This is a genomic window from Nostoc sp. JL34 (assembly GCF_017114945.1).
Classification (GTDB): domain Bacteria; phylum Cyanobacteriota; class Cyanobacteriia; order Cyanobacteriales; family Nostocaceae; genus Nostoc.
The window spans coordinates 1-25,834 of record NZ_JABXKQ010000138.1; the positions used below are offsets into that span (position 1 = coordinate 1).

23 protein-coding genes are annotated in these 25,834 nt (G+C 42.2%); 16 read left to right on the forward strand and 7 right to left on the reverse strand.

Annotated features, from left to right (window positions below; translation table 11 throughout):
• Positions 1-115: 115 nt before the first annotated feature.
• The gene (locus tag HWQ44_RS24910; RefSeq protein ID WP_292724359.1) at positions 116-796 is read left to right on the forward strand and encodes a DUF3800 domain-containing protein; all 681 of its coding nucleotides are present in this window, start codon (positions 116-118) and stop codon (positions 794-796) included.
• Between the two features lie 358 nt (positions 797-1,154).
• On the opposite strand, the gene HWQ44_RS24915 is transcribed toward HWQ44_RS24910, so the two are convergent.
• The 4 genes from HWQ44_RS24915 to HWQ44_RS24930 all read right to left on the reverse strand — a co-directional run bounded on the left by HWQ44_RS24915 (position 1,155) and on the right by HWQ44_RS24930 (position 4,572).
• The gene (locus tag HWQ44_RS24915) at positions 1,155-1,436 is read right to left on the reverse strand and encodes a hypothetical protein (protein ID WP_292724360.1); all 282 of its coding nucleotides are present in this window, start codon (positions 1,434-1,436) and stop codon (positions 1,155-1,157) included.
• A 187-nt stretch (positions 1,437-1,623) separates the two neighbouring features.
• Complete coding sequence (locus tag HWQ44_RS24920; RefSeq protein ID WP_292724362.1) at positions 1,624-3,030, reverse strand: NAD(P)(+) transhydrogenase (Re/Si-specific) subunit beta; 1,407 nt, start codon at positions 3,028-3,030, stop codon at positions 1,624-1,626.
• Positions 3,027-3,320 (reverse strand): NAD(P) transhydrogenase subunit alpha, encoded by a 294-nt coding sequence (locus HWQ44_RS24925; RefSeq protein WP_179066403.1) that lies wholly within the window; start codon positions 3,318-3,320, stop codon positions 3,027-3,029. The genes HWQ44_RS24920 and HWQ44_RS24925 overlap by 4 nt, the downstream gene beginning before the upstream one ends.
• A gap of 79 nt (positions 3,321-3,399) precedes the next feature.
• Positions 3,400-4,572 (reverse strand): Re/Si-specific NAD(P)(+) transhydrogenase subunit alpha, encoded by a 1,173-nt coding sequence (locus tag HWQ44_RS24930; RefSeq protein ID WP_292724365.1) that lies wholly within the window; start codon positions 4,570-4,572, stop codon positions 3,400-3,402.
• Positions 4,573-5,332: 760 nt separating this feature from the next.
• Between HWQ44_RS24930 and HWQ44_RS24935 the strand changes: the two genes are divergently transcribed.
• The 11 genes from HWQ44_RS24935 (at position 5,333) to HWQ44_RS24985 (ending at position 15,014) form a co-directional block, all read left to right on the forward strand.
• Positions 5,333-5,845, forward strand: a complete 513-nt coding sequence (locus HWQ44_RS24935; RefSeq protein ID WP_292724367.1) for a DUF2808 domain-containing protein — start codon at positions 5,333-5,335, stop codon at positions 5,843-5,845.
• Between the two features lie 132 nt (positions 5,846-5,977).
• Positions 5,978-6,112, forward strand: a complete 135-nt coding sequence (rpmH, locus tag HWQ44_RS24940) for a 50S ribosomal protein L34 (RefSeq protein ID WP_094327629.1) — start codon at positions 5,978-5,980, stop codon at positions 6,110-6,112.
• Positions 6,113-6,137: 25 nt separating this feature from the next.
• Positions 6,138-6,560 carry a ribonuclease P protein component gene (gene rnpA, locus HWQ44_RS24945; protein ID WP_292724368.1) on the forward strand — a complete coding sequence of 141 codons (423 nt, stop codon included), beginning with the start codon at positions 6,138-6,140 and terminating at the stop codon, positions 6,558-6,560.
• Positions 6,547-6,939, forward strand: a complete 393-nt coding sequence (locus tag HWQ44_RS24950; RefSeq protein WP_292724370.1) for a PH domain-containing protein — start codon at positions 6,547-6,549, stop codon at positions 6,937-6,939. The genes rnpA and HWQ44_RS24950 overlap by 14 nt, the downstream gene beginning before the upstream one ends.
• Before the next feature lie 183 nt (positions 6,940-7,122).
• Positions 7,123-8,274: a membrane protein insertase YidC gene (gene yidC, locus HWQ44_RS24955; protein WP_292724371.1), complete on the forward strand. Its 1,152-nt coding sequence runs from the start codon at positions 7,123-7,125 to the stop codon at positions 8,272-8,274.
• Positions 8,271-8,798: a R3H domain-containing nucleic acid-binding protein gene (locus tag HWQ44_RS24960; protein ID WP_292724372.1), complete on the forward strand. Its 528-nt coding sequence runs from the start codon at positions 8,271-8,273 to the stop codon at positions 8,796-8,798. The genes yidC and HWQ44_RS24960 overlap by 4 nt, the downstream gene beginning before the upstream one ends.
• 209 nt (positions 8,799-9,007) lie before the next feature.
• Complete coding sequence (locus HWQ44_RS24965; RefSeq protein WP_292724374.1) at positions 9,008-9,523, forward strand: DUF177 domain-containing protein; 516 nt, start codon at positions 9,008-9,010, stop codon at positions 9,521-9,523.
• Between the two features lie 348 nt (positions 9,524-9,871).
• A complete protein-coding gene (locus HWQ44_RS24970) occupies positions 9,872-11,383 on the forward strand; it encodes an AAA family ATPase (RefSeq protein WP_292724376.1) in 1,512 nt (503 codons plus the stop codon).
• 315 nt (positions 11,384-11,698) lie between these two features.
• Positions 11,699-12,250 (forward strand): SH3 domain-containing protein, encoded by a 552-nt coding sequence (locus tag HWQ44_RS24975; protein ID WP_292724378.1) that lies wholly within the window; start codon positions 11,699-11,701, stop codon positions 12,248-12,250.
• Between the two features lie 260 nt (positions 12,251-12,510).
• Positions 12,511-13,983, forward strand: coding sequence for a peptidoglycan-binding protein (locus tag HWQ44_RS24980; protein ID WP_292724379.1), 1,473 nt, complete (start codon positions 12,511-12,513; stop codon positions 13,981-13,983).
• A 128-nt stretch (positions 13,984-14,111) separates the two neighbouring features.
• A complete protein-coding gene (locus HWQ44_RS24985; protein WP_292724381.1) occupies positions 14,112-15,014 on the forward strand; it encodes a GTPase in 903 nt (300 codons plus the stop codon).
• Positions 15,015-15,031: 17 nt separating this feature from the next.
• Here HWQ44_RS24985 and HWQ44_RS24990 read toward each other — a convergent pair whose 3' ends face one another.
• On the reverse strand, positions 15,032-18,058 hold the full coding sequence (locus HWQ44_RS24990; protein ID WP_292724382.1) for an SMC family ATPase: 3,027 nt from the start codon (positions 18,056-18,058) through the stop codon (positions 15,032-15,034).
• Between the two features lie 343 nt (positions 18,059-18,401).
• Positions 18,402-18,596 (reverse strand): hypothetical protein, encoded by a 195-nt coding sequence (locus HWQ44_RS24995; protein ID WP_292724383.1) that lies wholly within the window; start codon positions 18,594-18,596, stop codon positions 18,402-18,404.
• A gap of 161 nt (positions 18,597-18,757) precedes the next feature.
• On the opposite strand from HWQ44_RS24995, the gene HWQ44_RS25000 reads away from it, so the two are divergent.
• The 3 genes from HWQ44_RS25000 to HWQ44_RS25010 all read left to right on the forward strand — a co-directional run bounded on the left by HWQ44_RS25000 (position 18,758) and on the right by HWQ44_RS25010 (position 23,761).
• Positions 18,758-21,031 (forward strand): NACHT domain-containing NTPase, encoded by a 2,274-nt coding sequence (locus tag HWQ44_RS25000; RefSeq protein ID WP_292724385.1) that lies wholly within the window; start codon positions 18,758-18,760, stop codon positions 21,029-21,031.
• Between the two features lie 404 nt (positions 21,032-21,435).
• Positions 21,436-22,158: a conjugal transfer protein TrbI gene (locus HWQ44_RS25005; RefSeq protein WP_292724386.1), complete on the forward strand. Its 723-nt coding sequence runs from the start codon at positions 21,436-21,438 to the stop codon at positions 22,156-22,158.
• 361 nt (positions 22,159-22,519) lie between these two features.
• On the forward strand, positions 22,520-23,761 hold the full coding sequence (locus tag HWQ44_RS25010; RefSeq protein WP_292724387.1) for an S-layer homology domain-containing protein: 1,242 nt from the start codon (positions 22,520-22,522) through the stop codon (positions 23,759-23,761).
• A gap of 105 nt (positions 23,762-23,866) precedes the next feature.
• Here the strand turns inward: HWQ44_RS25010 and HWQ44_RS25015 are convergent, their stop codons facing one another.
• On the reverse strand, positions 23,867-25,216 hold the full coding sequence (locus tag HWQ44_RS25015) for an ATP-binding protein (RefSeq protein ID WP_292724388.1): 1,350 nt from the start codon (positions 25,214-25,216) through the stop codon (positions 23,867-23,869).
• 287 nt (positions 25,217-25,503) lie between these two features.
• Between HWQ44_RS25015 and HWQ44_RS25020 the strand changes: the two genes are divergently transcribed.
• On the forward strand, positions 25,504-25,821 hold the full coding sequence (locus HWQ44_RS25020) for a DUF3155 domain-containing protein (protein WP_292724389.1): 318 nt from the start codon (positions 25,504-25,506) through the stop codon (positions 25,819-25,821).
• The last annotated feature ends 13 nt before the right edge of the window (positions 25,822-25,834 follow it).

The window sequence follows — 25,834 nt, forward strand, 5'->3', positions numbered from 1 at the left end:
GCTCAAAAGACTAGCTGCTAGCTAGCTAAAAAAGATATCAAATGGGTTCTATATAAGTCACCTCATGTCGATGCATTCTCTGTATTTACTTATCTTTACATAGTCTGGTTTTTTTATGCCCACCTACTTAGTATCAGAGTTTAAAAGTCGCTGGTTTATTCCTCAAGAACAACCCTTGCACGGTAATGAAATACGATCTCGCAAAAAAGGCTTTGCTTGGTTAGGTAAGCTTCAAAAACCAGAGCAAGATAGATTTTTGGAAGACTTGACACTTACTATCATTAGTTGTCCAATAATTGTTCATGCCTGCGTAGTGTCTCGTCAAGGATATCTCAATCGTTATCTTGAAAAGTATGGTGAGGAAACCTGGGAGATGATGAGAAGTGCATTCTCTATTGTAGTTGAACGTAGTGCCAAGTATGCTGGGATGAATAATGGTAGTCTAATGGTTTATTTTGAAGCCGCAGGAAGAAACGAAGATACTTTACTTAAGCAATACTTTCATGATTTAAGAGCAAAAGGACACCCTTTTGATGCTAATAGATCGGATAAATATTCACCTTTATCTGCTGAAGATTTATCAAACACACTACGTGGAATAGACAGTAAGACGAAGGCAAACGCAATTATGCAAATTGCTGATTTATGTTTGTATCCCATCGTTCGTAGCAAAGACAATCCTGATAACCAAGCATTTTTGTCCCTCAAGAATGCTGATCTACTTGTCGATTGTCGCTTGACACATAATCAGATTAATACATTAGGAATTAAGTACTATTGCTTTGACAACCCCTAAAAACAACAAAACCGCTTTGTTAGCGGTTTGTGATGCGGCAGTCATACGACTACCCCTAGGCTGTGCCTAATTACTATAATATCTTCTAACTTGCTGATTGTCAACTCAGAATCACTTAATGGAAATTTGGAGGTACGATCGCTTTTTTAACAAACCGCCAAGACACACAGTAATAAGAGGCGATCGCTTCTTGTTTTAAAGTTGAATTAGGTACTCGGATTTCTGTTTATTGCTACTACAAGAAGAACTGCCACTGGATAAAATCATTGTATTGGCATAGTGTCATTTCATATCCTTTGACTAATTTTTGGCTTCTTCTTGAGTTTCTTGTTCTAGTTTTTGTGTTGGTGTAGCTAGATTAGCTAAATAGTGAATGAGATGAACCAAATAGTGACTTGTGTGGTTGATTCATTCTTTTTTCTGTATACAATGCTGCTAAGTGCATATAATGCTGTGTCATTTCATATTGGTGCAGTTTTCTTTCATCCTCTTCGGCTAATTGTTCGCTTCTTTTTTGAGTTTCTTGTTCTAGTTTTTGTCTTGGTGTAGCTGGATTATATGAGCCAAATAGTGACTTGTGTGGTTGATTCATTCTTGCTCCTGTATATAATGCTGCCAAGTAAATAGGATTGTTACTCATTCAAGAAAAAACCTCTTGTAGTAAATCGTAAGACTTTTATTATAGAAATTTTATATAGAAGAATTACGGTATTAAGATTATTTTTGAGTAAAAAACTTGCCCTAGGAATATAACACCCCCAAGGCAAGCAAATTCTCTAATTCTTTCTTTACTTCGCGCCCTTTGCGCCCTTCGCGGTTCGTTTCTCTTAAAGTTGCTTCACTTCCGAAACCAACTTCGCCACCATATCCTTCGCACTACCAAAAAGCATCGTAGTTTTATCCTTGTAAAACAACTCATTATCTACACCAGCAAAACCCGTACTCATCCCGCGCTTAATCACAATCGTCTGCTTCGCCCGATCTACTTCCAAAATCGGCATACCATAAATTGGGCTATTTGTATCACTCCGCGCTGCCGGATTTACCACATCATTTGCCCCAATTACTAAAGCGACATCCGCTTGATCAAACTGGGGATTAATATCATCCATATCGTACAACTGCGTATAAGGCACATTTGCCTCTGCCAACAACACATTCATGTGCCCCGGCATTCTCCCAGCAACGGGGTGAATGGCATACTTGACATCAACGCCCATTTTTTCTAACTGATCTGACAATTCCCGAACGCTATGTTGCGCTTGAGCAACTGCCATACCATAACCGGGCACGATTACCACAGAACGGGCATAACCCAACATCATCGCTCCTTCTTCAGGATCGATACTGCGGACGCTTTGATCGGTTGCACCACCACTAGCAGCACCACCACCAGAACTAGAACCTGTACCAAAAGCGCTGAACAGCACACTAAATAACGAGCGGTTCATCGCCTTACACATAATCTCGGTGAGGATTAAGCCAGATGCTCCTACTAAAGCACCAGCGATGATTAACATATTGTTCATCACTACGAACCCCGCCGCCGCCGCCGCCACACCTGACAACGAGTTCAACAGCGAGATTACTACTGGCATATCGCCGCCACCAATGGGGATGACGAACATCACACCCAGCACTAATGAAACGCCAACCACTCCCAAGAATATGGGTAAACTATCTGGTGTGATGATTAAGTAGGCACTACCTACTATATAAGCACCCAGAAGCAAGAGGTTAAATGGTTGCTGGAAAGGAAATGTAATCGGGGAACCGCTAATTAAACCTTGCAATTTGGCAAAGGCGAGAAAACTACCTGTGAAGGTAACACCACCGATTAACACATCCAACAGCATGGAAATGTTGACATCTAGGGGTATCGCCTGAGAACTATCCAATAACCGCCAGAATTCGGCAACGGCTACTAATGCTGAAGCTGCACCACCCAAACCGTTGAGTAAACCCACCATTTGGGGCATTTCGGTCATTTGGACTTTGTAGGCTACGATCGCACCAATTCCCGATCCAATCGCCAAGCCCAACAATATCATCTCGTAGTTCAACACATGTTGATCGAGCATTGTTGCCACAATTGCTAGTAGCATCCCCACAGCCGCGACGAGATTACCGTTTCTCGCTGTAGCAGGTGATCCCAGCTTTTTCAAGCCCAGAATGAATAACGATGCAGCGACTAAGTACGTCAGCTGAATGCCAGTTGGTAAAAAGTCGCTCACGCCTTAATCTCCTTCTTCTTGAACATTTGCAACATTCTGTCTGTCACTAAAAAACCACCGACAACGTTGACTGTTGCTAATACCACAGCAATCAAACCAAGAATTACTGACACATTCGTTTCTCTAGCACCAGCAGCAACTATTGCTCCCAGTACCGAAATGCCAGAAATCGCGTTTGAGCCTGACATCAAGGGCGTGTGTAAAGTCGGTGGTATTTTGTTGATGACTTCAAAACCGATAAAAGATGCCAAAACAAATACAAACAAAGCAGCAAGTAATGCCTCTGTCATGAAATCAAAACTCCTTGTGTAAATGGGCATTGGGCATGGGGCATTGGGCATTCTCCTTGTCCCCTTGTCTCCCCACTCCCTAATTAACCGCTGGTTGTTGAGTATTCGATGCTTGTAATGCATCCCGCACTCGTTGATTGCGAATTTCACCTGCGTGGGTAACGCAAGCTGCATCAACGATGTCGTCGCTAAAGTCCACCTGTAAAGCTTTGTCTTTAATTAGCAATTGCATCAACGATGTTACGTTCTTGGCATACAATTGGCTGGCGTGAATTGGCATTGATGATGGGAGATTGATCGGGCCGATAATTGTTACACCGTTCCACACAATATCTTTGCCGGGTTCGGTGCAGGCGCAGTTACCACCCTGATCAGCAGCCAAATCCACAATTACTGAACCTGGTTTCATTTGTGCCACCATTTCTTCTGTAACTAGTCGTGGTGCTTGTCTCCCAGGCACTTGAGCAGTAGTAATCACTACATCAGAATTCTTAACGTGTTCGGCGACAACTTCTTGGGTACGTTGTTTGCTAGCCTCAGAAATTTCCTTGGCGTAACCGCCAGCAGCGACGGTTTCTTCGTCTAATTTGACTTCAACGAATTTTGCCCCTAAGCTTTGCACTTCTTCTTTGACAGCGGGACGGATATCAAAGGCTTCTACTACTGCTCCCAAACGTCTGGCAGTAGCGATCGCTTGCAATCCCGCTACACCAGCGCCCATAATAAATACTTTCGCTGGTGCGATCGTACCTGCGGCTGTGGTTAACATGGGAAAGTATTTCGGTAACGCAGCAGCGGCAATTAATACTGCTTTGTAACCAGCCAATGAAGCTTGCGAGGACAAAGCATCCATACTTTGCGCTCTGGTAGTACGGGGAATCATCTCCATACTCAAGGCTGTGACTTTCCGATTTGCCAGTTGCTGCGCCACAACAGGATTTCCCAAGGGATTGAGGAAACTGATTAAAACAGCCCCTTCCTTTAACAAATCAATTTCTGAGCGTCCATCTTCTCGTTCTTGCGGTGGGCTGACTTTCAGCAGAATATCTGTTTCGCCCCATAATTTAGCAGTATCGCTGATTATTGTAGCTCCTGCTGCTTCATAGTCAGGATCGCTGAAAAAAGATCGCTCTCCTGCACCTGTTTCTACCCATACTTCCAAACCTTGTTTTACCAGTCGGGCAACGGTGTCAGGAATTAATGCCACACGACGTTCACAAACTTCAATTTCTTTAGCAACTGCTATTCTCATGAAATCTCCTGAAGATAAATACCTAATCTCTGCCAAGTAAGCGATTGTCCAGATGATCCGTGTGCCGCACTCATAGTACTTAGGCAGGAACATCAGCCATGAATTTTACTTGTAGATTGAACCTTGAATCTTTCCTCTCCCACTCTTAGCTCTCCAGGCAAAGCCTCACTTTGCCGCTCGCAGATGTCATATTTTCAGATAGTTGCAAACAGGGTTACGTATTGCACATCCTAAATTGATTCCCAAATTTTGCATCTTTATCTTCAGCTTGTTTTCGGGATTGAGAAATTTTGGTATTCCTTTCTTATAGAGTAATATTGACCGAATTTTGAAAGCTTTATAATTTCCCAATCAAATTTTAATGATTACGACTTTCATTCCAACTTATTTTAATCAATCTATCTCAACTTAACTGGCGATCGCTGATGGCACGGCTCAATTTTTATAACAAAATTATCAAATTTAGATACACTTATACATATTTAGAAACACAATCTAATCCCAACTGTGTTTCTATTTAGTTCAAAATTTGACCAACCTTGTCATCAAATCAGCACTCTATAAGGGTAATGAAGTAAATCGAGTATATGGTAAATTAATAACTAAGTAATTTTGCTGTCGCCCAAAACTCAGGGAGGATGGCACCTTTTGTTGTTATTGAACGTCAATTGTCAGGAAGTCGGTAGTAAAGTTTAGTAACGAATACTAACACACAGTTCTTTAGATAACTGATTTATATTTTGGTAGAGGAAGCTCAATTATGCGACGTTTACTTTCTGCTTTAGCTGTGACTAGCTGCTTGCTGACTGGATTTCCAGCTATGACGTGGGCAGATAGCCTACCAGGATTTACCCTGTTTAGTGGTGTCAAATCCGAAAATCAACTGCCCTTCCGATTAGATTTTGGTGGACAAGCTAATGGTTGGGATCGATATATATTGAGGATTCCAGCCCAAAAAATGAAATTGGCTGTTGGTCAATTTGCCATTACCTACCCTGATTATTACAAAGGAACTTTTGACCAGAAACAAATTGAAGTCAGAGTCAAAGGCAAAGCAGTTCCGCTTTCTGAGGTGAAGTGGGACAAAGAAGGTAAACTAATTAATATTTTTCCCCAAGAGCCAGTGCCAGCAGGTAGTGCAGTTGAGGTAGTCTTATCTAACGTGAAAAACCCAGCCTTCGGCGGAGTTTACTATTTTCGCTGTCAAGTTCTCTCCCCTGGCGATGTGCCACTACTACGCTACATGGGAACATGGATTTTGAGCATCAATTAAGAGTGGGGAGTGGGAGATGAAGGAGACAAGGGGGACAAGCAGAATAACCAATTCCCAATTCCCAATTCACTAATAAAGTGATACAATTAGAGATTGTGAGTTTTTATAAAAATCACGTAATAGGAGAACAGTATGAAAAGAACACTGGGCGGCACTAGTCGTAAGAGAAAAAGAACCTCTGGTTTTCGTGCCAGAATGCGGACACCAGACGGCAGAAACGTAATTAGCGCCAGAAGAAGAAAGGGACGTCACCGTCTGAGCGTTTAGGGCATATCAAGCTAAAAGAGCATCTGTGGCTTTGCCTAAAGCAAATCGATTAAAATCCCGAAAGGATTTCCAGGCAGTTTTCCGGGAAGGAATTCGGCGTCATGGCTCTTATTTAACATTGAGAGCCTTAAAGCCGTTATGTTTAACAAAACTTTCTTTGGACACTGCCACCCAGACTACACAAGCAACTGACTTAAGAACTCTTGCCAGCACGCGGATTGGCATTTCTATAAGCACAAAAGTCAGCAAAAGGGCGGTAGTTCGTAACCGAATCAAACGGCAAATTACTGTTGCTTTACACAAGTTGCTACCAAAATTATCACCAGGATGGCGGCTAGTGGTGATTGTCAAACCCACAGCAGCAGAATCTAAGTGCGTAAGCCCACAATTTCTGCAAGAATTAGAGCAGTTGTTGGCACAAGCTGAGGTGTTCGATGGGAATTCGTGAAGATGTTTATTATGAAGGTGGCCCCCATATTGGGGATTTAATTATCAACCTGCTGATTGGACTAACCATTGTAGGGATACCATTAACAGTCGGGGCAATTGTTAGGGCATTGTGGCTGCGTTTCCGCATCACCGATCGCCGAATTACCGTAATTGGAGGTTGGCAAGGGCGCGATCGCACTGACGTAATTTACTCAGAAATTGTCAAAATAGTCAAAGTTCCCCGTGGCATTGGCTTTTGGGGAGATATGGCGATAACTCTAAAAAACGGCAGTCGTCTCGAATTGCGTGCAATTCCCAATTTTCGGGAAGTCTATGACTACATCAACGAAAGAATTGCCGCCAAAAATCCCGAATATATCGCCGCTGCCAACAAGTGATGAGAATAGGGAGTACAGACGCGATTAATCGCGTCTGTAGGGAGTAGGGGAAGAAGTAGCAATGCCCAATGCCCGATGCCCCATTTAAATGTGCGGCTATCCGTAGCGAAAGATAGTCGCCGACAAATGATGATTTAGATAAATTAGATTCAGTTTACAGTACCTCAGGTTGAATTCAGAATAATGGATTTTGGTATCGGCTTTCTCTCGAACAACGTGATGCTGCCAATCATAGATTTTTTCTATGGTATTGTGCCTAGCTACGGATTAGCGATCGTTGCTTTGACCTTGATAGTCCGCTTTGCGCTCTATCCCCTGAGTGCTGGCTCAATTCGCAATATGCGGAAAATGCGAATTGTACAACCTCTAATGCAGAAGCGGATGGCAGAAGTCAAAGAGCGCTATAAAGATGATCCGCAAAAGCAGCAAGAGGAAATGGTTAATGTCCAAAAAGAATTTGGCAACCCTTTGGCAGGCTGTTTTCCATTACTAGTACAAATGCCAGTCTTGTTAGCCCTGTTCGCCACTTTGCGGGGTTCGCCTTTTGCAAGTGCGAACTACAGCGTTAACCTGCAAATCTTTCCCGCAGAACAAATCGAACAAATTCAACCGCAAGCCTTTGCCACTGCTCCTCAAAATATTTACGTTGCAGATGGGGAACACGTTAAAGTAGCTGCAATCCTTCCCAGCGGAAACAAATTAGCCGTGGGAGAACAAACCAAGATACAGTATCAGACTGTTGAAGGTAAACCATTTCAGCTGCTTTTAGCAGAACACCCAGAAAATAAGCTGATTCCTGATTGGAAAGTCACCAAAGGGGAAGATAGGATAAAAATTGATGCCCTGGGCAATGTAGAAGCTTTACAACCGGGAGAAGTTACTATTCAAGGAACAATTCCTGGACTAGCAGCAGAAAAAGGCTTTCTATTCATTGATGCCTTAGGCAGAGTTGGCGCACAAGATGCAGATGGCACAATCCACTGGGATATCGTCGCCATGATCGTCTTCTTTGGAATCAGCCTTTATGTTAGCCAAATGCTTTCTGGGCAAAATTCCAGCGGTGGCAATCCGCAGCAGGATACAGTTAACAAAATCACCCCTGTGATCTTTTCTGGGATGTTTTTGTTCTTTCCCCTACCAGCTGGGGTGCTGATGTATATGGTGATTGGTAATATTTTCCAAACCGCACAAACCTATCTTCTTTCCCGCGAGCCTCTACCAGAAGAACTGCAAAAAATCGTGGAAACCCAGGAGAAAGAAGCAGCAGTCACAGAACAAAAAGCACTGCCGTTTGAACCAAAAAGTGCTAAGAAAAAGGCGACAGGGGGATCATGAGCAACATTCCGATGCAGCGAGGTCAGCAGTGGTTAAAAACGCTGCTAGAACTCACTGGAATACCTGCTGAGATTCAGGGTCATTTAGAAACTGCCCAATCTCAAGACAGCGATTCCCCAGAACCAGATAACTACTGGTTGACTATTGACCAAACCAATTTGACATCAGAACAAATCCAGCTATTAATTGGTGCTGATGGTTCTGTGTTAGATGCGATTCAGTATCTAGCAAATTCGGTTTTAAACCTCAGCCAACCCTCGGAGGAACAAGCCTCTTACACCATTGAGTTAAATGGCTACCGGGTCAAAAGAGAAGCTGAAATTCGCGCATTAGCAGAAGCAGCAGCCGATGAAGTGCGCTTTTCTGGTAGAGAAGTGGAAATTAAATCCCTTAGTTCTGCTGAAAGGCGGCAAATTCATACCTTCTTGAAGGAATTTGGAGATTTAGAAACCTTCAGTCGCGGTAAAGAGCCGCATCGTCATTTAGTTGTGCGTCCGGCTTCGTTGGAAGGAGTTACGAGTTAAGAGTCATTCAATTTTGGATTTTAGATTTTAGATTTTTCCTTCAATCCAAAATTGAAAATCTACAATTGTCAGAGTTAGGAGTTAATTGAAAACTCAGAACTATATAATTTCAAAATTTCTCTTGTTCTTAAGAGATAAAATAAAGATGTAATATCAGTATAATTGCTGATAATCAAGATAAATTTTAGTGAGGATGTCTCACAAATCCTATGGACGCAATTTTTATTCCGCAGCTAACTAAAGCCCCGGAGCGGACAGAGGAAGTTCAAGTTGAGGAATTTCTGCCTGGTCTGGAAACGTTGACACCAGTTCGCGGTCATGTGCGCGTGCAGCATCATGGCAATTATCTGGAAGTGTCCGGTCAGGCAGAAACAATTATTACTTGTACCTGCAACCGCTGTTTGCAGCAATACAATCGCCGTTTAGGGCTTGATACAAAAGAAATCATCTGGTTAGACGAAACTGCAAATCAGCCAAATGATTTGCCCTTAGAAAGGGAAGTCGTTATGGAAGATTTGCTTGAAAGCTTACCACCCGATGGTTATTTTTATCCCAACGAATGGTTGTATGAACAGATGTGCTTGGCAGTACCCCAGCGGCAGTTATGCGATCGCAATTGTCCAGGTATTCCTGCAACTACTGTTGATAGTTCTGATAGTCCTGAAACTCCAGTTGATAACCGCTGGGCTTCTTTGCAAGCACTGAAAAAGCAACTTCCAGGATAGTAACTTATCTAGTAGTTTACTCAGTTAATCTATGAGATTTATATAGAACCCGATTTTTTGAAGAAGTCGGGTTTTTAATTTATTTTTTTGCTTAAATAGTATATTTAAATATGTTTTCATAAAAAGATTTTTTTAAAATTGTAAAATTCTCAAATATCGTCATAATATAATGGTAAAAAAATTAAGAAATTCCTTAATAAAAGTCAGTAATTATTTTTATACTGAATGAACGCCACAACAGTGCGATCGCACTGGCAACTGCTATTAAATGGTAGATGTTGGTTTTTTAGTTGTTAGAGGTGATACAAACCTGAACAATGAGAGAATAACCAATAACCACAGCCAAATATGAACTTCCGTGAAGAGTTTAAGCTGCTGCTACGCGCCCGCTACCCCTTAATTTATATTCCCACCTATGAGGAAGAACGGGTAGAAGCAGCTATCCGGGAAGAAGCAACCAACCAGGGTAATCGCCCAGTGTATACCTGGGATTTTGTCGATGGCTACCAGGGAAACCCCAATGATGTTGGGTTTGGGCGACGTAACCCATTGCAAGCTTTAGAATTCATCGAAAAATTACCAGCTTCCGCACCTGCGGTATTGATTTTACGAGATTATCATCGCTTTTTAGATGATGTAGCGATCGCTCGCAAACTCCGCAATCTGTCCAGACTCCTCAAGTCGCAACCCAAAAATATTGTGCTACTGTCGCCGCGCATCGCTATTCCTGACGACTTAACGGAAGTGTTGACAGTCGTCGAGTTTCCCTTACCCGCCGCCCCAGAAATTAAAACTGAGGTGGAACGGTTACTACAAAGCACTGCTAACTCCCTTTCTGGGAAAGTATTAGATGATTTGGTGCGCTCTTGTCAAGGACTTTCGATGGAACGGATTCGCCGGGTTTTGGCAAAAGCGATCGCTACCCACGGAGAATTGCAGCCAGAAGACGTGGATCTGGTTTTGGAAGAAAAGCGCCAAACTATCCGCCAAACCCAAATCCTAGACTTCTACCCCGCCACTGAGCAAATTTCTGATATTGGCGGACTGGATAACTTGAAAGACTGGCTGATTCGTAGGGGAGGCTCATTTACAGATAAAGCGAGACAGTACGGATTACCGCACCCCCGTGGTTTAATGTTGGTGGGTATTCAGGGAACAGGTAAATCGTTAACAGCAAAAGCGATCGCTCATCACTGGCATTTACCTCTGCTACGTCTGGATGTGGGTAGGTTATTTGGTGGTTTGGTGGGTGAATCAGAATCTCGGACTCGGCAAATGATTCAAGTAGCTGAAGCCCTAGCTCCCTGTATTTTGTGGATTGATGAAATAGATAAAGCCTTTGCTGGACTTGGTAGCAAAGGTGATGCCGGAACAGCCAGCCGGGTGTTTGGCACTTTTATTACTTGGCTAGCCGAAAAAACCTCACCCGTATTTGTCGTCGCCACCGCCAACGACATCCAAGCCTTACCGCCGGAAATGCTTCGTAAAGGACGATTTGATGAAATTTTCTTTGTGGGTTTGCCCACCCAAGAAGAGAGAAAAGCAATTTATGATGTTCATTTATCCCGACTGCGCCCCCATAACTTAAAAAGTTATGACATCGAAAGGTTAGCTTATGAGACGCCCGACTTTTCGGGGGCAGAGATTGAGCAAACTTTAATTGAAGCGATGCATATTGGATTTAGCCAAAACCGCGACTTTGCTAACGACGACATTTTAGAAGCAGCCAGTCAGATCATACCCTTGGCGCGAACTGCCGTAGAGCAAATTCAGCAACTCCAAGAATGGGCTGCTGCTGGGAGAGCGCGTTTAGCATCTAAACACAGTCCTTTAAGCGAACGCCTGCGGCGCACTATGTGAAGACATTCAGCAGTAGCTACAATAATCAGTTAGTCAAAAGTCCATAGTCAATAGTTAATGATCAATTATTATGGACTATTGATTCTTATAGGCATGGGTTACTTGCTTCTCTACTTGTAACCCTTGAGAGCCAGTTCAACGCCACTCCTCGGAACGGAGGAAAATACGCACGTGACTGGCTCCCCTTGACAGTGCCAATTTTGGATTTTGGATTTTGGATAATGGAATTGGTTTTTCGGTTCGAGCAAGGCCCCTATACCTGCTCTCAAATCTAAAATCCAAAATTGTTTGACTCTTAATAATCAGGTTTTGACTATGTTGTCTGGCTTAACAAAATTTCTCCTTGGGTTTTTCTTAGCGATCGCTGTATTAATCGGTGGCGGTGTTGCAGTTGCACTCTATTTCATGAATAGAACTGGTATACCCCCTGCCAAACCCGTTTTTTCCAATGATAGCCCCTCAGTAAAAGCCCAAGCTCCAAAAACAACCGAGGGAGCAGGTAAACCCACCCTGACATCTGGGACAAATACTGAATCGTCTCCAAAATCAACTTCTACTCCCACCGCATCACCTAAAACTACTGCATCACCAAAGCCATTACCATCGGGAGCCTACCGAGGGCGTGTTAGTTGGGCTGAAGGCTTGAGTTTGCGAGCAGAACCAAAGCAAGAAGCTGAACGGACTGGTGGGGTTGCTTTTAATCAAAAAATTATTATCTTGGAAGAAAGCGAAGATAAAGCTTGGCAAAAGATCCGTTTGGAAGGTAGTGAACAAGAAGGTTGGGTAAAAGCAGGTAATACTGAAAAAGTTGATGAAAAACAGCCTGAAAAACCAGAGGATACACAGCAACCACAGCAAGAACAATAACAATCGAGACGTAAGGCAGGCTGCTAATAGCTAGCGGCCGTTATTTTTTTTGATAAGATGTCGCTAAATTTACAACTTTTATAGCCGAAAGCCCACCCAAGTTAAAGGTACTGGGTATTGGGGAAAACTCTTCTCCAGTCCCCATTACCCTTTAACTATTAGCGCTAGGTCAATTACTTGTAAAGAATCATACGAAAAGTAATTATCACACAGAGAAAGTGGTATGCTTTTTTATAGTCATAGCAACTTGAAGAAAGCAAGTGAAAACAGGGGTAGATAGCTATTTAACCAAGCTCGCCTCAGTCTACGAGGCATCCGAAAACATCAAGGTTGTTCCTATCGTAGTTAATTTCAAATTTTTGAATTGGAAAAAGTTATCTACTGGTGCTGCAATGCGTCTTTTATCTGTGGCACTGATTACGGGGCTTCTGAGTATTGCTGGGCAAGCTTTGGCACTTCAGAAAATAGGAAGTAATGGGCCTGAAGTTACCAGTAGCCAGAGGTGTTTAAAAAAGTTAGGCTACTTTAACGGCCCAGTGAGTGGCAAGTTTGCTAGCTTGACTCAAAATGCTGTGATCAAATTCCAGCAAGCCAATAGAATACCTGCTGATGGAGTTGTGGGTACTAATACTCAACGGGCCTTGCAACGAGCATGTCAAAGTAGAACTTCTAGTAAAAATACCAGTGGCACATTGCGTAGGCGCAGCCTACCGCAGGCATCGCCAGTTGGTCAATATCCTACACTCTCTCAAGGCAAAACTGGTACAGCCGTCACAAGATTACAACAGCGTCTACGGCAGTTAGGCTACTTTAATGCTAATCCCACTGGGAATTTTGGACAAATTACTAAAGATGCTGTAATTGCATTCCAGCGAAATTATCGCATACCTGCTAGCGGGATTGTGAATCGACAAACTTGGAACAAACTACTGGCTTCCTCTCCAACCCCAGCCAGATCGAGTCTCTCGACTCCACAAGTGAGAGAACTCCAAGTGCGTTTGCAGCAGTTAGGTTATTTTAATACTAATCCCACTGGGAATATTGGCCCAATGACTAGGGAAGCTGTCATCCAATTCCAGCGAAATTATCGCCTACCTGTTGATGGCATCGCCAATGCCCAAGTTTTGGACTCAGTGCGTAGAGTCTCCACTGGTGGATCTACTACTCAACAACCAAGTAGAAATTATCTGACTGTAGGCGATCAGGGAGAGAATGTCAGATTAGTTCAAGAGCGTTTGTCGCAGTTGGGTTTCTCTAATACCAATCCTGATGGCTTTTTCAACGATTACACCAGAGAATCTGTGATTGCATTCCAACAATCTTCTCGACTTAATTCTACTGGAAATGTAGATTGGCAAACTTGGCAAGCATTAGGGTTGAATAGCTCGACTGGGGGCAATTCTGCCGAGGCTAATGGTTATGTATTAGCTGACACTAATGAATATGTAGCATCTCAGACTAATCGCTATGTATTACCTCCTACTACTGACTATGTAGTACCTGTTAGCAATGGCAACACATTAGTTGCCAATAATCCTTACAGAGTAATAATTCCCATTTCCAGTAATGATACTCTGAGTAAAGTGCAGCAGTATATACCCAATGCTGTCCCGGAGCAATCCAATCTAGGGGATTATGTGAATGCTGGAGCATTTAGCGATCGCACCCAAGCCGAAACGTTAACGAAAAAGCTCCGCTCATTAGGTCTTGATGCACGGGTAAAATACAATTGAAGAAGAATACAGACTTCATAATTCAGAACAAGAAGCTGCCTATATCATGCTAGAGGTAATTAAAATGAGATAGATTTTGGGAACACTATATCTAACGCTTCTTTAGAATAGTGTACTTAATTATAAATATGCAGGCAGACATATTAGAACGCTTAAGTCAGTTTAGCCAACTACCGCGAGAAAAGGTAGAACAACTTAGACATTGGCTTTCTCAAACGCTCAGTTATGAGCCAAAAGTTGGTATTCTTGGCAAGACAGGTGTAGGAAAGTCAAGCCTCTATAACGCCCTTTTTGGAAAAGATGTTGCACCTGTCAGTGATATTGAGAGTTGTACACGAGAGCTTCAGGAAATTTCTGTAAGAGTGGGTTCAGGGAATATCAAACTAGTTGATTTGCCTGGCATCGGTGAAAGTCGAGAACGGGATCTAGAGTACAAAGATTTATATTCTAAACATTTACCAGAATTTGATTTAGTTCTATGGGTTCTCAAAGCAGACGATAAAGCTTTTAGCTCTGACGAGGAATTTTATCACAACATTGTTAAGCCTCACTTGAAACAAGGTAAGCCTTTTATCATTGCGCTGAATCAGGTTGATAAAGTTGAACCCTTTAGAGAATGGGACATAACCAATCATGTTCCTGGGCATCAGCAGCAAAAAAACATTGATGCTAAAAGTAAGAGCGTTGCTGAAAAGTTCGGTATTAAGAGTACAGCCGTTATTCCTGTATGTGCTAATGAAAACTATAATTTGATAACGCTTGTGGAAACAATCACCTATGCACTTCCAAAGGATAAAAAGGTAACTTTTGTGAATGCTCTGAAAGAGGAAAATCGTTCAGAGGAGGCTAAGAATGAAGCGAAGCGGGGTTTTTTCGAGGCACTTGGAGAACAAATAGGAGCTACTCTATTAGGAGATTTAGGAAAAGATATCGGAAAAACTTTAGGTGAAGAAACCGATAAAACTAATGTTGGTAAAGTAGTCAATTACATCGTTGATAACCTTGTCAAAATTTTTTATAGTTGGTGGTAATCCTGACTCCTGAATTCTTAAATTGACAAACTCAACTGCGAACCTTCTTGAGTTTTATTGACTTCAATCCTGGCTTGGAAGGCTTCTTTGAGGTGAGGCATGTGGGTAACGGTGAGGATGCAGGCAAAATCGGAAGCGATCGCATTAATCGCGGCAATCAAGCGATCGCATCCTTCGGCATCCTGTGTACCAAAACCCTCATCTACAATCAACAATTGCAACGCCGCCCCCGCCCGTTGCGCTAACAATTTCGCCAAAGCTAAACGGATGGCAAAGTTAATTCTAAAGGCTTCTCCACCAGAGTAAGTTTCATAAGCTCGTGTTCCTCTAGAATCGGCGATTAAAATATCTAAGGTGTCTATCAGCTTGGCATTTTTCTTAGTTGATTTAGCACTGCGTCCAGCTTTTTGAGTAATAAATTGTACATGAAACTGATTACCACTCAGCCGCGAAAGTAGTTGATTTGTCTCGGCTTCCAGTTGCGGTAACACATTCTCAATCATCAATGCTTGGATACCATTTTTACCAAAAGCTTGCGCTAATTCCTGATAAACCCGATATTCCTGCTTGCAAGATTGTAATTGCTGTTGTTGTTGGTCATACTGAATTTGTAGCGTTTCCAGTTGATGCGCCAGTTGTTCTAAACGCCCCAACTTTGTAATTTGCTCATCGAGTTGCCGTCTGCGTATTGCTAGCTGCTGCTCTAAAGCTTGAATTTGGGCAGATGGGTTAGCTGTTGCTTGTAGTTGCTGAATAATGCTTTCAATTTGTCCGCCAAGTTTTTGCCGCTCGGTTATTCTGGCACTTCTGGATTCCTCTAACTCTTGCAACCTAGTCTGGAGTTGCGGATACTGCTGCTGGGCTGATAGCAGTTGTTGATACCGCAAATGCCAAGATTGAGCTTTCTTTGCAGCCATACGCAGATTGTTGTGCTGCTCGGAACTGTAGCCAATTTCAGTAATTTGACGCTCAAGAGCGGCGATTTGTTTAGCACATTCAGAATCAATCTGATCTTGCTGGATTCTGGCTTGTAATTGGGCAATTTGGGATTGGAGTTCTGGTTTTCGGGCTAATAGTTGCGCTTGTCGCTTAGTTGCATCTTTAATTTGCCCTTGTTTAATTTCTGCCCATCGCCATCGCTCAACTTCACTCCGAGCGAGGGCATGATCTTGTTCATTATAATTAGCTTGTTGCAGATATTGGTCTAACTGCTGGAGTTCGGCTTGTTTATCGGGAGCGTAATCACCAGCTTGGAGCGATCGCTCTAAATGCTGTTTTTCAGCAGCAATTTGTTGTAACTGTTGTTGCACATCAGTTGTAGCTTCTAACTGGGCTGCCAACTGTCCCCGTTGTTCCCGTAAACCATCATAGCCAGCCAATTGTTGGGATATATCGCGATATTCCTGCCTAAGTACCTGAATTTCTCGGTCAGACACAGCCATTTGTTCTCTGACTACCCAAAACTGTCCTTGAGTATCCTCTAACTCACTTTGGGTTTTTTCTACTACTCGACTCCAGTGATGTTCGTCTAAAGGACGCTCGCACAATGGACAAAGTGCTTCAGGATTTTGCAGCATTTGCAATTTCTGCTCTAATTCTCCCAGCAGTTTTTCATAGTCCCGTTGATGAGCTTGCAGACGTTCGATAAAGTGCCGCCTTTCTTGCCCTTTTTCTTGGACTCGTTGCAGATAAACCCGCTTTTTCTCCAGTTCCTCAATCTGAATTGCTACATCCATAACCGCTTGTTGCAGTTGCGGTTGGCGACGGTGCTGGCGTTGCAATTGGTTCTCAGTACTTTGGAGTTGTTCGAGTCGCGCTACTAAACCAGCATGAGTGCGATCGAGTTGGCTTTGTAAAGTTGCTCGTTGTTGTAGCAAGGGAGTAACTTGCATTTGCAATTGATCTAAACGAGCAACATGGTGACGGGCTGCGGTTAGCTGTGACAAAGCGGCTTCTACTTCACCTGATTTAGTGAGAGTTTGTTGAATGTCTCGCTCTTGTTGTTGCAAAGCTTCTAGCTGCGCTTGGGCTTGTTGTAGTTGCCGTTCGATTTCGTGAATTTGTTTGGTAAGCTGTTGTTGCTTTTGTTGGCGATTCTGTTGGGCGCGGGTGTGTTCTTCAAATTTGACAGCAAAACCTTCTTCTTGAGATTGTAAACTTTGATATTGGGCATATCCAGCTTTAATCTCAGCTTCTTGGTGTAATATTTTTTCTAAATCTGATAGCTGAGAGCCAATAGCTGATTGTTCTTGTTGGAGGCGATCGCAATCTTGGGTAAGATTTTGGTATTGCTGCTTTACAAAGCTGAGTTGTTGTTCCCAATTTTGGCGCTGGTGCTGGACAACTTGCAAACTTTGTAATTGAATATTATCAAAAGCTTGCACCTGTTGCAGTTGGTTGAGTTCGGCTTCTAACTCCACTCTTTGCGCTTGGGTGATTTCGCGTTGTTGCAGCTGAATTTTTATCGACTCCAAAGAACGCTCTAACTCTAGCGCCCTTGCTTTGAACTGACGAGAAGATTCCTTTGCCCGTTCTTCTAAATCATCATACTGATTGAGTTTCAACAACTCCGCTAAAATTTCTTTGCGTTCCGTGGGACGCTTGAGCATGAATTCATCTGCACGACCTTGACGTAAGTAGGCAGAATTAATAAATGTATCGTAATCAAGCTTGATGTGTTCTAAAATCAAATCTTGGGTTGCTCTTACCCCTTTGCCAGTGAGTGAGCGAAACCCAGATGGTATTTCTATTTGAAATTCAAGGACACTAGTACCTCCTCGAATTCGAGTACGAATCACCCGATATTTTTGCTGGTTACTTTGGAAAGTAAAATCAACCCGAACTTCTTTTGCACCAGAATAGATGACATCATCTTCAACAGTGGCACGGCTTTCACCCCAAATTGCCCAAGTGATTGCTTCTAAAAGAGAAGATTTACCCGCACCATTGGAACCACAAATACAAGCCGTATGCAAACCACCAAAATCTAAAGTTGCATCACGGTAACTGAGGAAGTTTTTGAGGATAAGTTGTACTGGGATCATTCACGCTATAGCGCCACATCTACTTTTAATAATTAACAGTACAGATGCACTGTTTGTTAGTTTAGCTATCTAGATATCAGGTTTCTAGTCTTGAAGACATCAATTTTACAAAAATTAACAATATGATGAGTGAATTTTTCTTGTTGCATGAAAAAGTTTTGCTGTCTTCGGAGAAAAATGAAACTTTCCTAGAGGCTTTTGTTATTTCTTGCTGTTGTCTGAGAGAAAAACATTCTTATTTGATTTGCGAGAATTGAAAGTTACAGATCCCTAACTTTTCAAAGAAGTCGGGGATCTTTCTTATCGAATTTGTTATTGGCTAGTTGCGTAGGCGTAGCCCGTCTCAGACATCGCGATCGCTTGACCTTGACCGAGGTATCAATAATTCAATATATGTACCTATAGCAAATTTTGTTAAATCTAAAAATTGAGAGCGACTCTTCTCGTCAATAACTGCAAGAGTTAGAGAACCAATCACCGTAATCAGCATTACAGTAGCTAATACTTCATCCCTGAAAGGAAATTTACTGGATAACATTGAAGTACCTCAAATCGTTTGAATCACTACATCTCTAGCTTTACAGGTTAGTGGTTGTTGTATGCTTAAATACAAGCTTGGGATATGAGTGACTTGTGTATGCGATGAGGATGAATTGCCAAAATTGCAGTTAGAATCAGCAAAATTGTAGTGGTTAGGCTATGTCCGCGCGATCGCTTTGCTGTTCTCCAGAAAATATCCAAAAAGCAAAAAGAGCTTTGATCCGCTGTTCCTTAACTCAAAAGGCATTAGCTGATGAGTTAGAAATAACTCGGCAGCCAGTAGGAAAATTCTTTACAGGTAAACCTGTTGATCGCAATCTTTTTGTCCAGATTTGCGACAGGCTAGACCTAGAGTGGGAAGAAATAGTTGCTGAACCAGCTAGTGAACCAAAGGTAAGTCAAGATAATAGCATTGATATTGATGCGATCGTTCAAACAGTACGTCAAAAAATAAAACCTGGCATTCAAGAACGCTGCGGCACAATGCGGGTGCTGGATATGACTCAACCCATTGGGTTGAATGAGATTTATACCAGCGTTAATATTTTGGAGAAAATTACTGGGCGACAACGCTTAGGAATTGATGAATTATTGCAACAGTGTACTAGCGAAGATTTTGACAGATTTGGACTGAGCAGAATTACTCAAAAACGAATACCAGGACTAGAAGCGGTAGAAAATTATCCTAAGTTGATGATTTTGGGTAAGCCAGGAGCAGGTAAAACCACATTTTTGAAGTATTTAGCAATTCAGTGTATTGAAGGTAAGTTTCAGGCTAATCGTGTGCCAATTTTTATCACACTTAAAGATTTTGCAGAAGCTACAAACAAACCGGGATTACTAGAATACATAAGTGAAAATGCCATGAATCACGTTTTTGAAACAGATAGTATTTTAGACAGGCAATTTATAGCGTCTATCCAAGATATAATAACTCAGGGCAAGGCATTAATTTTACTAGATGGCTTGGATGAAGTTAGAGAAGAAGATAATAGCTTTGTCTTAAAGCATATTCGAGACTTTTCTGAACGTTTCTGGAACAATCAGTTTGTAATAACCTGCCGCATTGCAGCACGAGAATATACATTTGAGAAATTTACAGAAGTAGAAATTGCTGATTTTGATGAGGAACAAATTACGACATTTACAACTAACTGGTTTCAGGGTAAAGGTGTAAAAGCAGAGACTTTTATTAAACATCTGAAAGACAATAACCGAATCAAACAACTGGCCGCAAGTCCTCTCCTATTGACGTTACTATGTTTGGCATTTGAAGAGTCAGGGGATTTTCCAGCCAATCGTTCTGAGCTGTATAAAGAAGGACTGGATGCGCTACTAAAAAAATGGGATGCTAAACGCGGTATTCAGCGCGATCTGATTTACAAAAAGCTATCAATCCACCGAAAGGAAGATTTACTCAGCAAAATTGCCCTAACTACGTTTGAGCAAGGAGACTATTTCTTCAAGCAGAAAACAGCGGAACAATATATCATAGATTACATCCGCAATTTACCTGCTGCTAATACTGACGAGGAAGAATTGCAAATCGACAGTGAAGAAATTTTTTGTTCTATTGAGCATCATCATGGCTTAGTTGTGGCAAGGGCTAAAGGAATTTACTCATTTTCACATCTGACATTTCATGAGTATTTCACAGCTAGAGAATTTATTATTGTTAAGCAATCGTCAGAAACATCATTGCAAAGCCTGGTGAAGCACATCACTGAAAAACGCTGGCGTGAAGTCTTTTTGCTAGCAGTTGGAATGTCGCCAAATGCAGACTGTCTATTACTCTTAATCAAAAAAAAGGTTGATTTACTTTTGGCTAGTGATGAGAAATTGCAGCAATATTTAATGTGGGTAAATCAGAAATCCATTTCAGTTGAGGTTCCTTATAAGTTAGCTGCTGTTAGGGCTTTTTACTTTGCCCGTGCCCGCGTCCGTTCCCGTTTCCTCTCCCGCTCTCTCGCCCGCTCGCTTACCCGCTCCCGCTCTCTTGCCCGCGCCATTGCCCGTGCTCTCGATCTCGCCCGTGCCCTCGATCTCGCCCGTGCCATTGATATCGATCTGGCGCGGGATCTCGCCCGAGACCTCTCCCTCGATTCGGATTTCAAGAAAGTACAGCAACAACTTCAGGAGCAAGTACCTAAACGAGACAGTGAGAATGAAATATTTAAGCAATGGTGGAAAGCTAATAGCCAAGCTTGGACTGAGAAATTAAGAGTAGTCATGATTAAATATCGTACTACTTATCATGATTGGCAGTTCAGCGATGGGCAGAAGGAATTATTGAACCAGTATTACAATGCCAATAAGTTTTTGGTAGATTGCCTAAATAGCGATTGTTATGTTAGCCGGGAAGTACGACAGCAAATAGAAGATACCTTGCTATTACCGATCGCAGAGATTAAACAGCGTCAGCAGCAATCTTAAATACCCATATAACAGATAGTGAATCATTCGTTAAAAAAGCGAAAATATTTTCCAAGTCCTAGTAAATCAATCTAAAATGAAAGTAAGAGTTCGCAGTCAGCCGATTCGCCTCTATTCGATGGCTTAGATATGTGGACATGAGTAATAAAACATCATTTTGGAACAAAATGATACTCATCTACGTCGTATAAGTCTCTCGCCTCTTGCTTTTAGTGAAGCACATTAGCAGGATACAAATTCTGAACAGCGATATATACGACGGGCTACGCTCACGCGATCGCACAGACTTCCCATCATAATTGTATCTTCGGAACACGCCTATAGACAGGTTCCAAAACAGTCAGAAACAAACTCAGTGAATCCTCGTCATTAAATACATCACATACACAAAGGATAACCCTCTTATGACTCGCCTACATCAATGGAAATCTGGAACTGCTGCACTTATGGCAATGGCTGTTACTACAAGCCTCATTAGCCCTCTATTGAGCTTGGCTCCTGCTAATGCTCAATATAGAATTGATCAAAACAGAACTGGGCAATACGGAAACGCTACCATTCCTTCTGGAGTTGCTCTTCCTGTAACCTACGAAAAAGAGACAATTACTATTGCTCCTGGGGAAAGTAAATCTATAACCTTGAGAATAGCCAATGACATTATCGACAGAAATAGAAATGTCTTGATTCCTGCTGGTACTAAAGTACATGGACGGCTAGAATCTGTTGACTTAGATAGTTATTCAAGAGATACAAGAAATACAGATGATAACCAAGGAAAAGGCGTGCGGTTTGTCGCTCAAGAATTAGAATTTTCTAATGGTCAGCGTCAGTCGATTAATGCCACCTCTCGGACATACACCACAACTCAAAAAGTTTCACAGGGCCCCAACACCAGTCAGGTTTTAACTGACGCAGCTATTGGTGGGGGTGCTGGTCTTTTAGGTTCACTACTTACTGGTAATCGCAGAATTGACGATTTAAAACCTGTTCTCGGTGCGGCTGCGGGGGCGGGTGCTAGTGTCCTGTTGCGGAAAAAAGAAGGAAATGCTTTTGTCCTCAGACCTGCACAGGATTTAAAGCTCACACTGAATTCTAACTTGAATTTAGTACCTCAATCCCGCTACTAAATTCAACTTCATTCCAGTTGTGAATTTAATCATCCTCCATAGGCGATCGCCACTTTAACTATAGTGTGCGATCGCCTTCATTTTTAAACCTAAAAAATCTGTTTTCCAGCAACTATTCTCTTGATGTATCGTCTTACTCAGTATCCATATTTATTGGAATGCTTGTTTTCTTTTATTAATAAATAATAGGTTGATTACACTACTTTTATTACCAACTTCGTTTAATAGAGAATTTTTGTTTATGACTGTATGACTAAAGTAATGGTTTTTACAAAAAGCAGAAATAATTAGGAACCTTATACTTCAGTAAATGTCTAATTAATTAACAGTAAAAAAATAATTGTCTTGGAGTAAAAAAATAATGTTTAACTTAAATCGTTGGCAATCTAGAACAGCTGCAATCATGGCTTTGAGCGTCACAGTCGGTACTGTAGCGCCTTTCATTACAGCTTCGCCATCTTTAGCTCAAACTACTTTTTCTGATGTTTCATCTAACTATTGGGCAGCACAATTTATTCAACAATTGTCACAGCGAGGTGTAATTGCGGGATTTCCTGATGGTAGCTTCCGCCCTGAAGAACCAGTGACACGCGCTCAATTTGCCGCGATGGTCAACAAAGCTTTCCAAAAAGCACAGCAACGTCAGCCAATCAGTTTTGCTGATGTGCCTAGCAACTATTGGGCATCCACTGCCATTCAGCAAGCTTATACCATTGGTTTCTTGTCAGGATATCCCGGAAATCGCTTTGAGCCTAATCAAGCTATTCCCCGTCAACAGGTTTTGGTTTCCCTCGCTAACGGTCTGGAATATAGTCCCAGCGGTAATACCGAAAGCACTCTGCAATACTTCAACGATGCCTCTAACATCGCTAGCTATGCCCGTAGCCCGATCGCAGCAGCAACTGAAAAGCAAATTGTGGTGAACTATCCGAATGTGAAGTTCCTGAATCCAACTGCAACTGCTACTCGCGCCCAGGTAGCAGCTTTTATCTACCAAGCATTGGTTAGTTCTAACCAAGCCTCAGCAATTAACTCGCCCTATGTCGTGGCTGTCGGGTCTACTACCCCAACGCCTGTATCAGTCACAATTCCCCAAGGGACTGCTATTCCTGTGAAGTATGACAAGGCAGAAAAAATTCTAGTTACAAAGGACGAAACAGCGCCTTTGACATTGACAGTATCCCAAAACGTGGTTACGCAAGACGGATCTGTAGTGATTCCTGCTGGTAGTCAGGTTATTGGTCAACTCAAACCTGCTACAGGCGGTTCTCAATTCATTGCAGAGAAACTGGTTTTGACCAGTGGTCAAGAGTATCAGCTTAACGCTACCTCTGAAGTAATTACCAAAACTGAAACCGTCAAAAAGGGTACTAGTATTGGTTCAATTATCAAGAATACTGTATTGGGTGCAGGTGCAGCAACTGCGGTATCTGCTGTCACTGGCGATCGCGCTATTGCTACAGAAGAAGTTTTGGGTGGTGCTGGTATCGGTGCGTTGGTTGGTCTGTTCTTCGGTAAGAATAGTGTTGACTTAATCGCCATTGACCCAAATACCGATTTACAAATGACAATTAATCAGAATTTGCTGGTTTCACTAAGATAGTCATTAGTCATTGGTCATTGGTCTTTACAAAGGACAAATGACCAACTCTCAACTTCAGTTATTAGCCATTAGTCTTTACAAAGGACAAAGGACAAATGACTAATTTTAAACTTCCGGCAACCAAATAATAAATGTAGTCCCCGGCGTATCGGGTGAAGTTAGCTTAGAGTTGATTGCAGGGCTGAAAACCTCGATTTCGCCCTGCATTTGCTCTATTAATTGTTTAGCGATCGCTAACCCCAAACCTGTGCCGGGGATTTCTGTTTGCGCTTGTACACCCCGATAATGCCGTTCTCCAAGATGTTCTAAATCCTGGGGTGGAATGCCAGGCCCATTATCACTAATGACTATTCCTTGAAAATTAGCTTTTTCTTGCCCCGCCTGAATCAAAATTTTGCCGCCAGTGGGAGTGTATTTTAAAGCATTATCAATAATGTTAGTTAACACCTCTCGTAATGCTTTGACGTTGGCACGTACTAGAGAGGAATTCTGTTGAATTTCTGTTATTAGTTTTAGCTTTCGCTCTTGGGCGATCGCTTTGGCTGATATTAATAATGGTTCTAATATATCTGCTAGCGAACAGTCAACTGCTTTATCTCCAGTTCCCGGCAATAATAGCGGCGGTTTAGCGTCTTTTTGGATAGTAGCTTCTACAAAGACTTCATCTTCCGCCAGATGTAGTGGTGCTAAATCAGCCTCTGTCAAGTCAATTACTTGATCAAATTGTTGCAGTAATTCTTGGAGGCGATCGCTTTCCCGCACAATACTATTTGCCACATCTCGGTTAGCGTCTGCTGGTCGTAGTCGTTTCAATAGCAGTTTGCCAAAAGTCCGTAATGCCGTTAATGGGTTACGAAACTGATGCAACAGGTTATCTAGCAAATCCCGCTGTTTTTCTTGGAGAATTTGTTGCTCACGTAACTGTTGTTCAAACCATGCTCGCCGCTGATCTAAAATACAAGCGATCGCTAATGTTTGGGCTATCCGTTGAATCTGACTTTGCTCATGTTCATTCCATGCCCGGTCTTTCCTACCTGTCACTAGTAACCCCATCATCACACCCTCATAAATCAGAGGTAAAACAATTTGGTTGCTACTAAGTAGGTATTCCTCTTTTAGATCGGGTTGAGAAGCATCTGGTATCTCAGACTCCCGTGACGAGGTTGGAGATTCTGAACCTGCTGTCAATAACTTTCCCTGATGATTGGGTAATACAAACACATTTCCAACTTGAAGTTGCTTGTGTACTGTCGCTTCAGCAATCTCCTCCCCTGGCGGTAATAATGCTGTTTCCGGGTAAATTACCACAGGAATAAGTTTTGCATCGCCTGAAGAAGTCTCTACCAATTCTTGTGTTAGGTACACAATACTTAAAGTTGCTCCCAGCCCTTGGGTTAGCAGTGCTATTTGCTCTCGACACAGAGCAAGAAAATCGGAACTGGCAGACATTAACATTTTTTAGCTCTTGCTCAAGATTACAGATTTTGAGGCATGATGTTAAGAGAGGATACTTAGTTTTTACCTCACTCATTTAATAAAGCTTAACTAAAATTTTCTTAGAGATGGCTTGTTCCAGGGGATTATATCCGAATGGTAATTTTGTTTTCTCTATTTTCAAAGATATTAACTTTCTTACATGAAAAGGTTAAAAGCTATTGATATTTTGAACTAGAACCTATATAATGACGACGGATTTTGTAGCTATAACTACAATCTATAGCTTGAAAGAGGAGGACAATAGATTGGCAAGGAGACGCAAAAGGAAGAGTCGTCGTCGTCAGGAAGGACGGCGCATTTTGGAGCACGTGCCTCAATATAGCATCGAAAGTGGCGAAGAAAAGCCTGTGACAGCAGCGAGAAGATTCATTCAAGCTGAAGGGATTTTGCCACCGGCATTGCTGCTCGTAAAGCGAAATGAACACACCACAGACCGTTATTTCTGGGCAGAAAAGGGACTGTTTGGTGCTCAATACGTGGAGGAAAACCATTTCTTGTTTCCTAGCTTGAGGGTGTTAGAACCTTCGCCAGGTCAGGAACCTGTTGCTTTAGCTACTCGGTGAACCATAGCTGGTC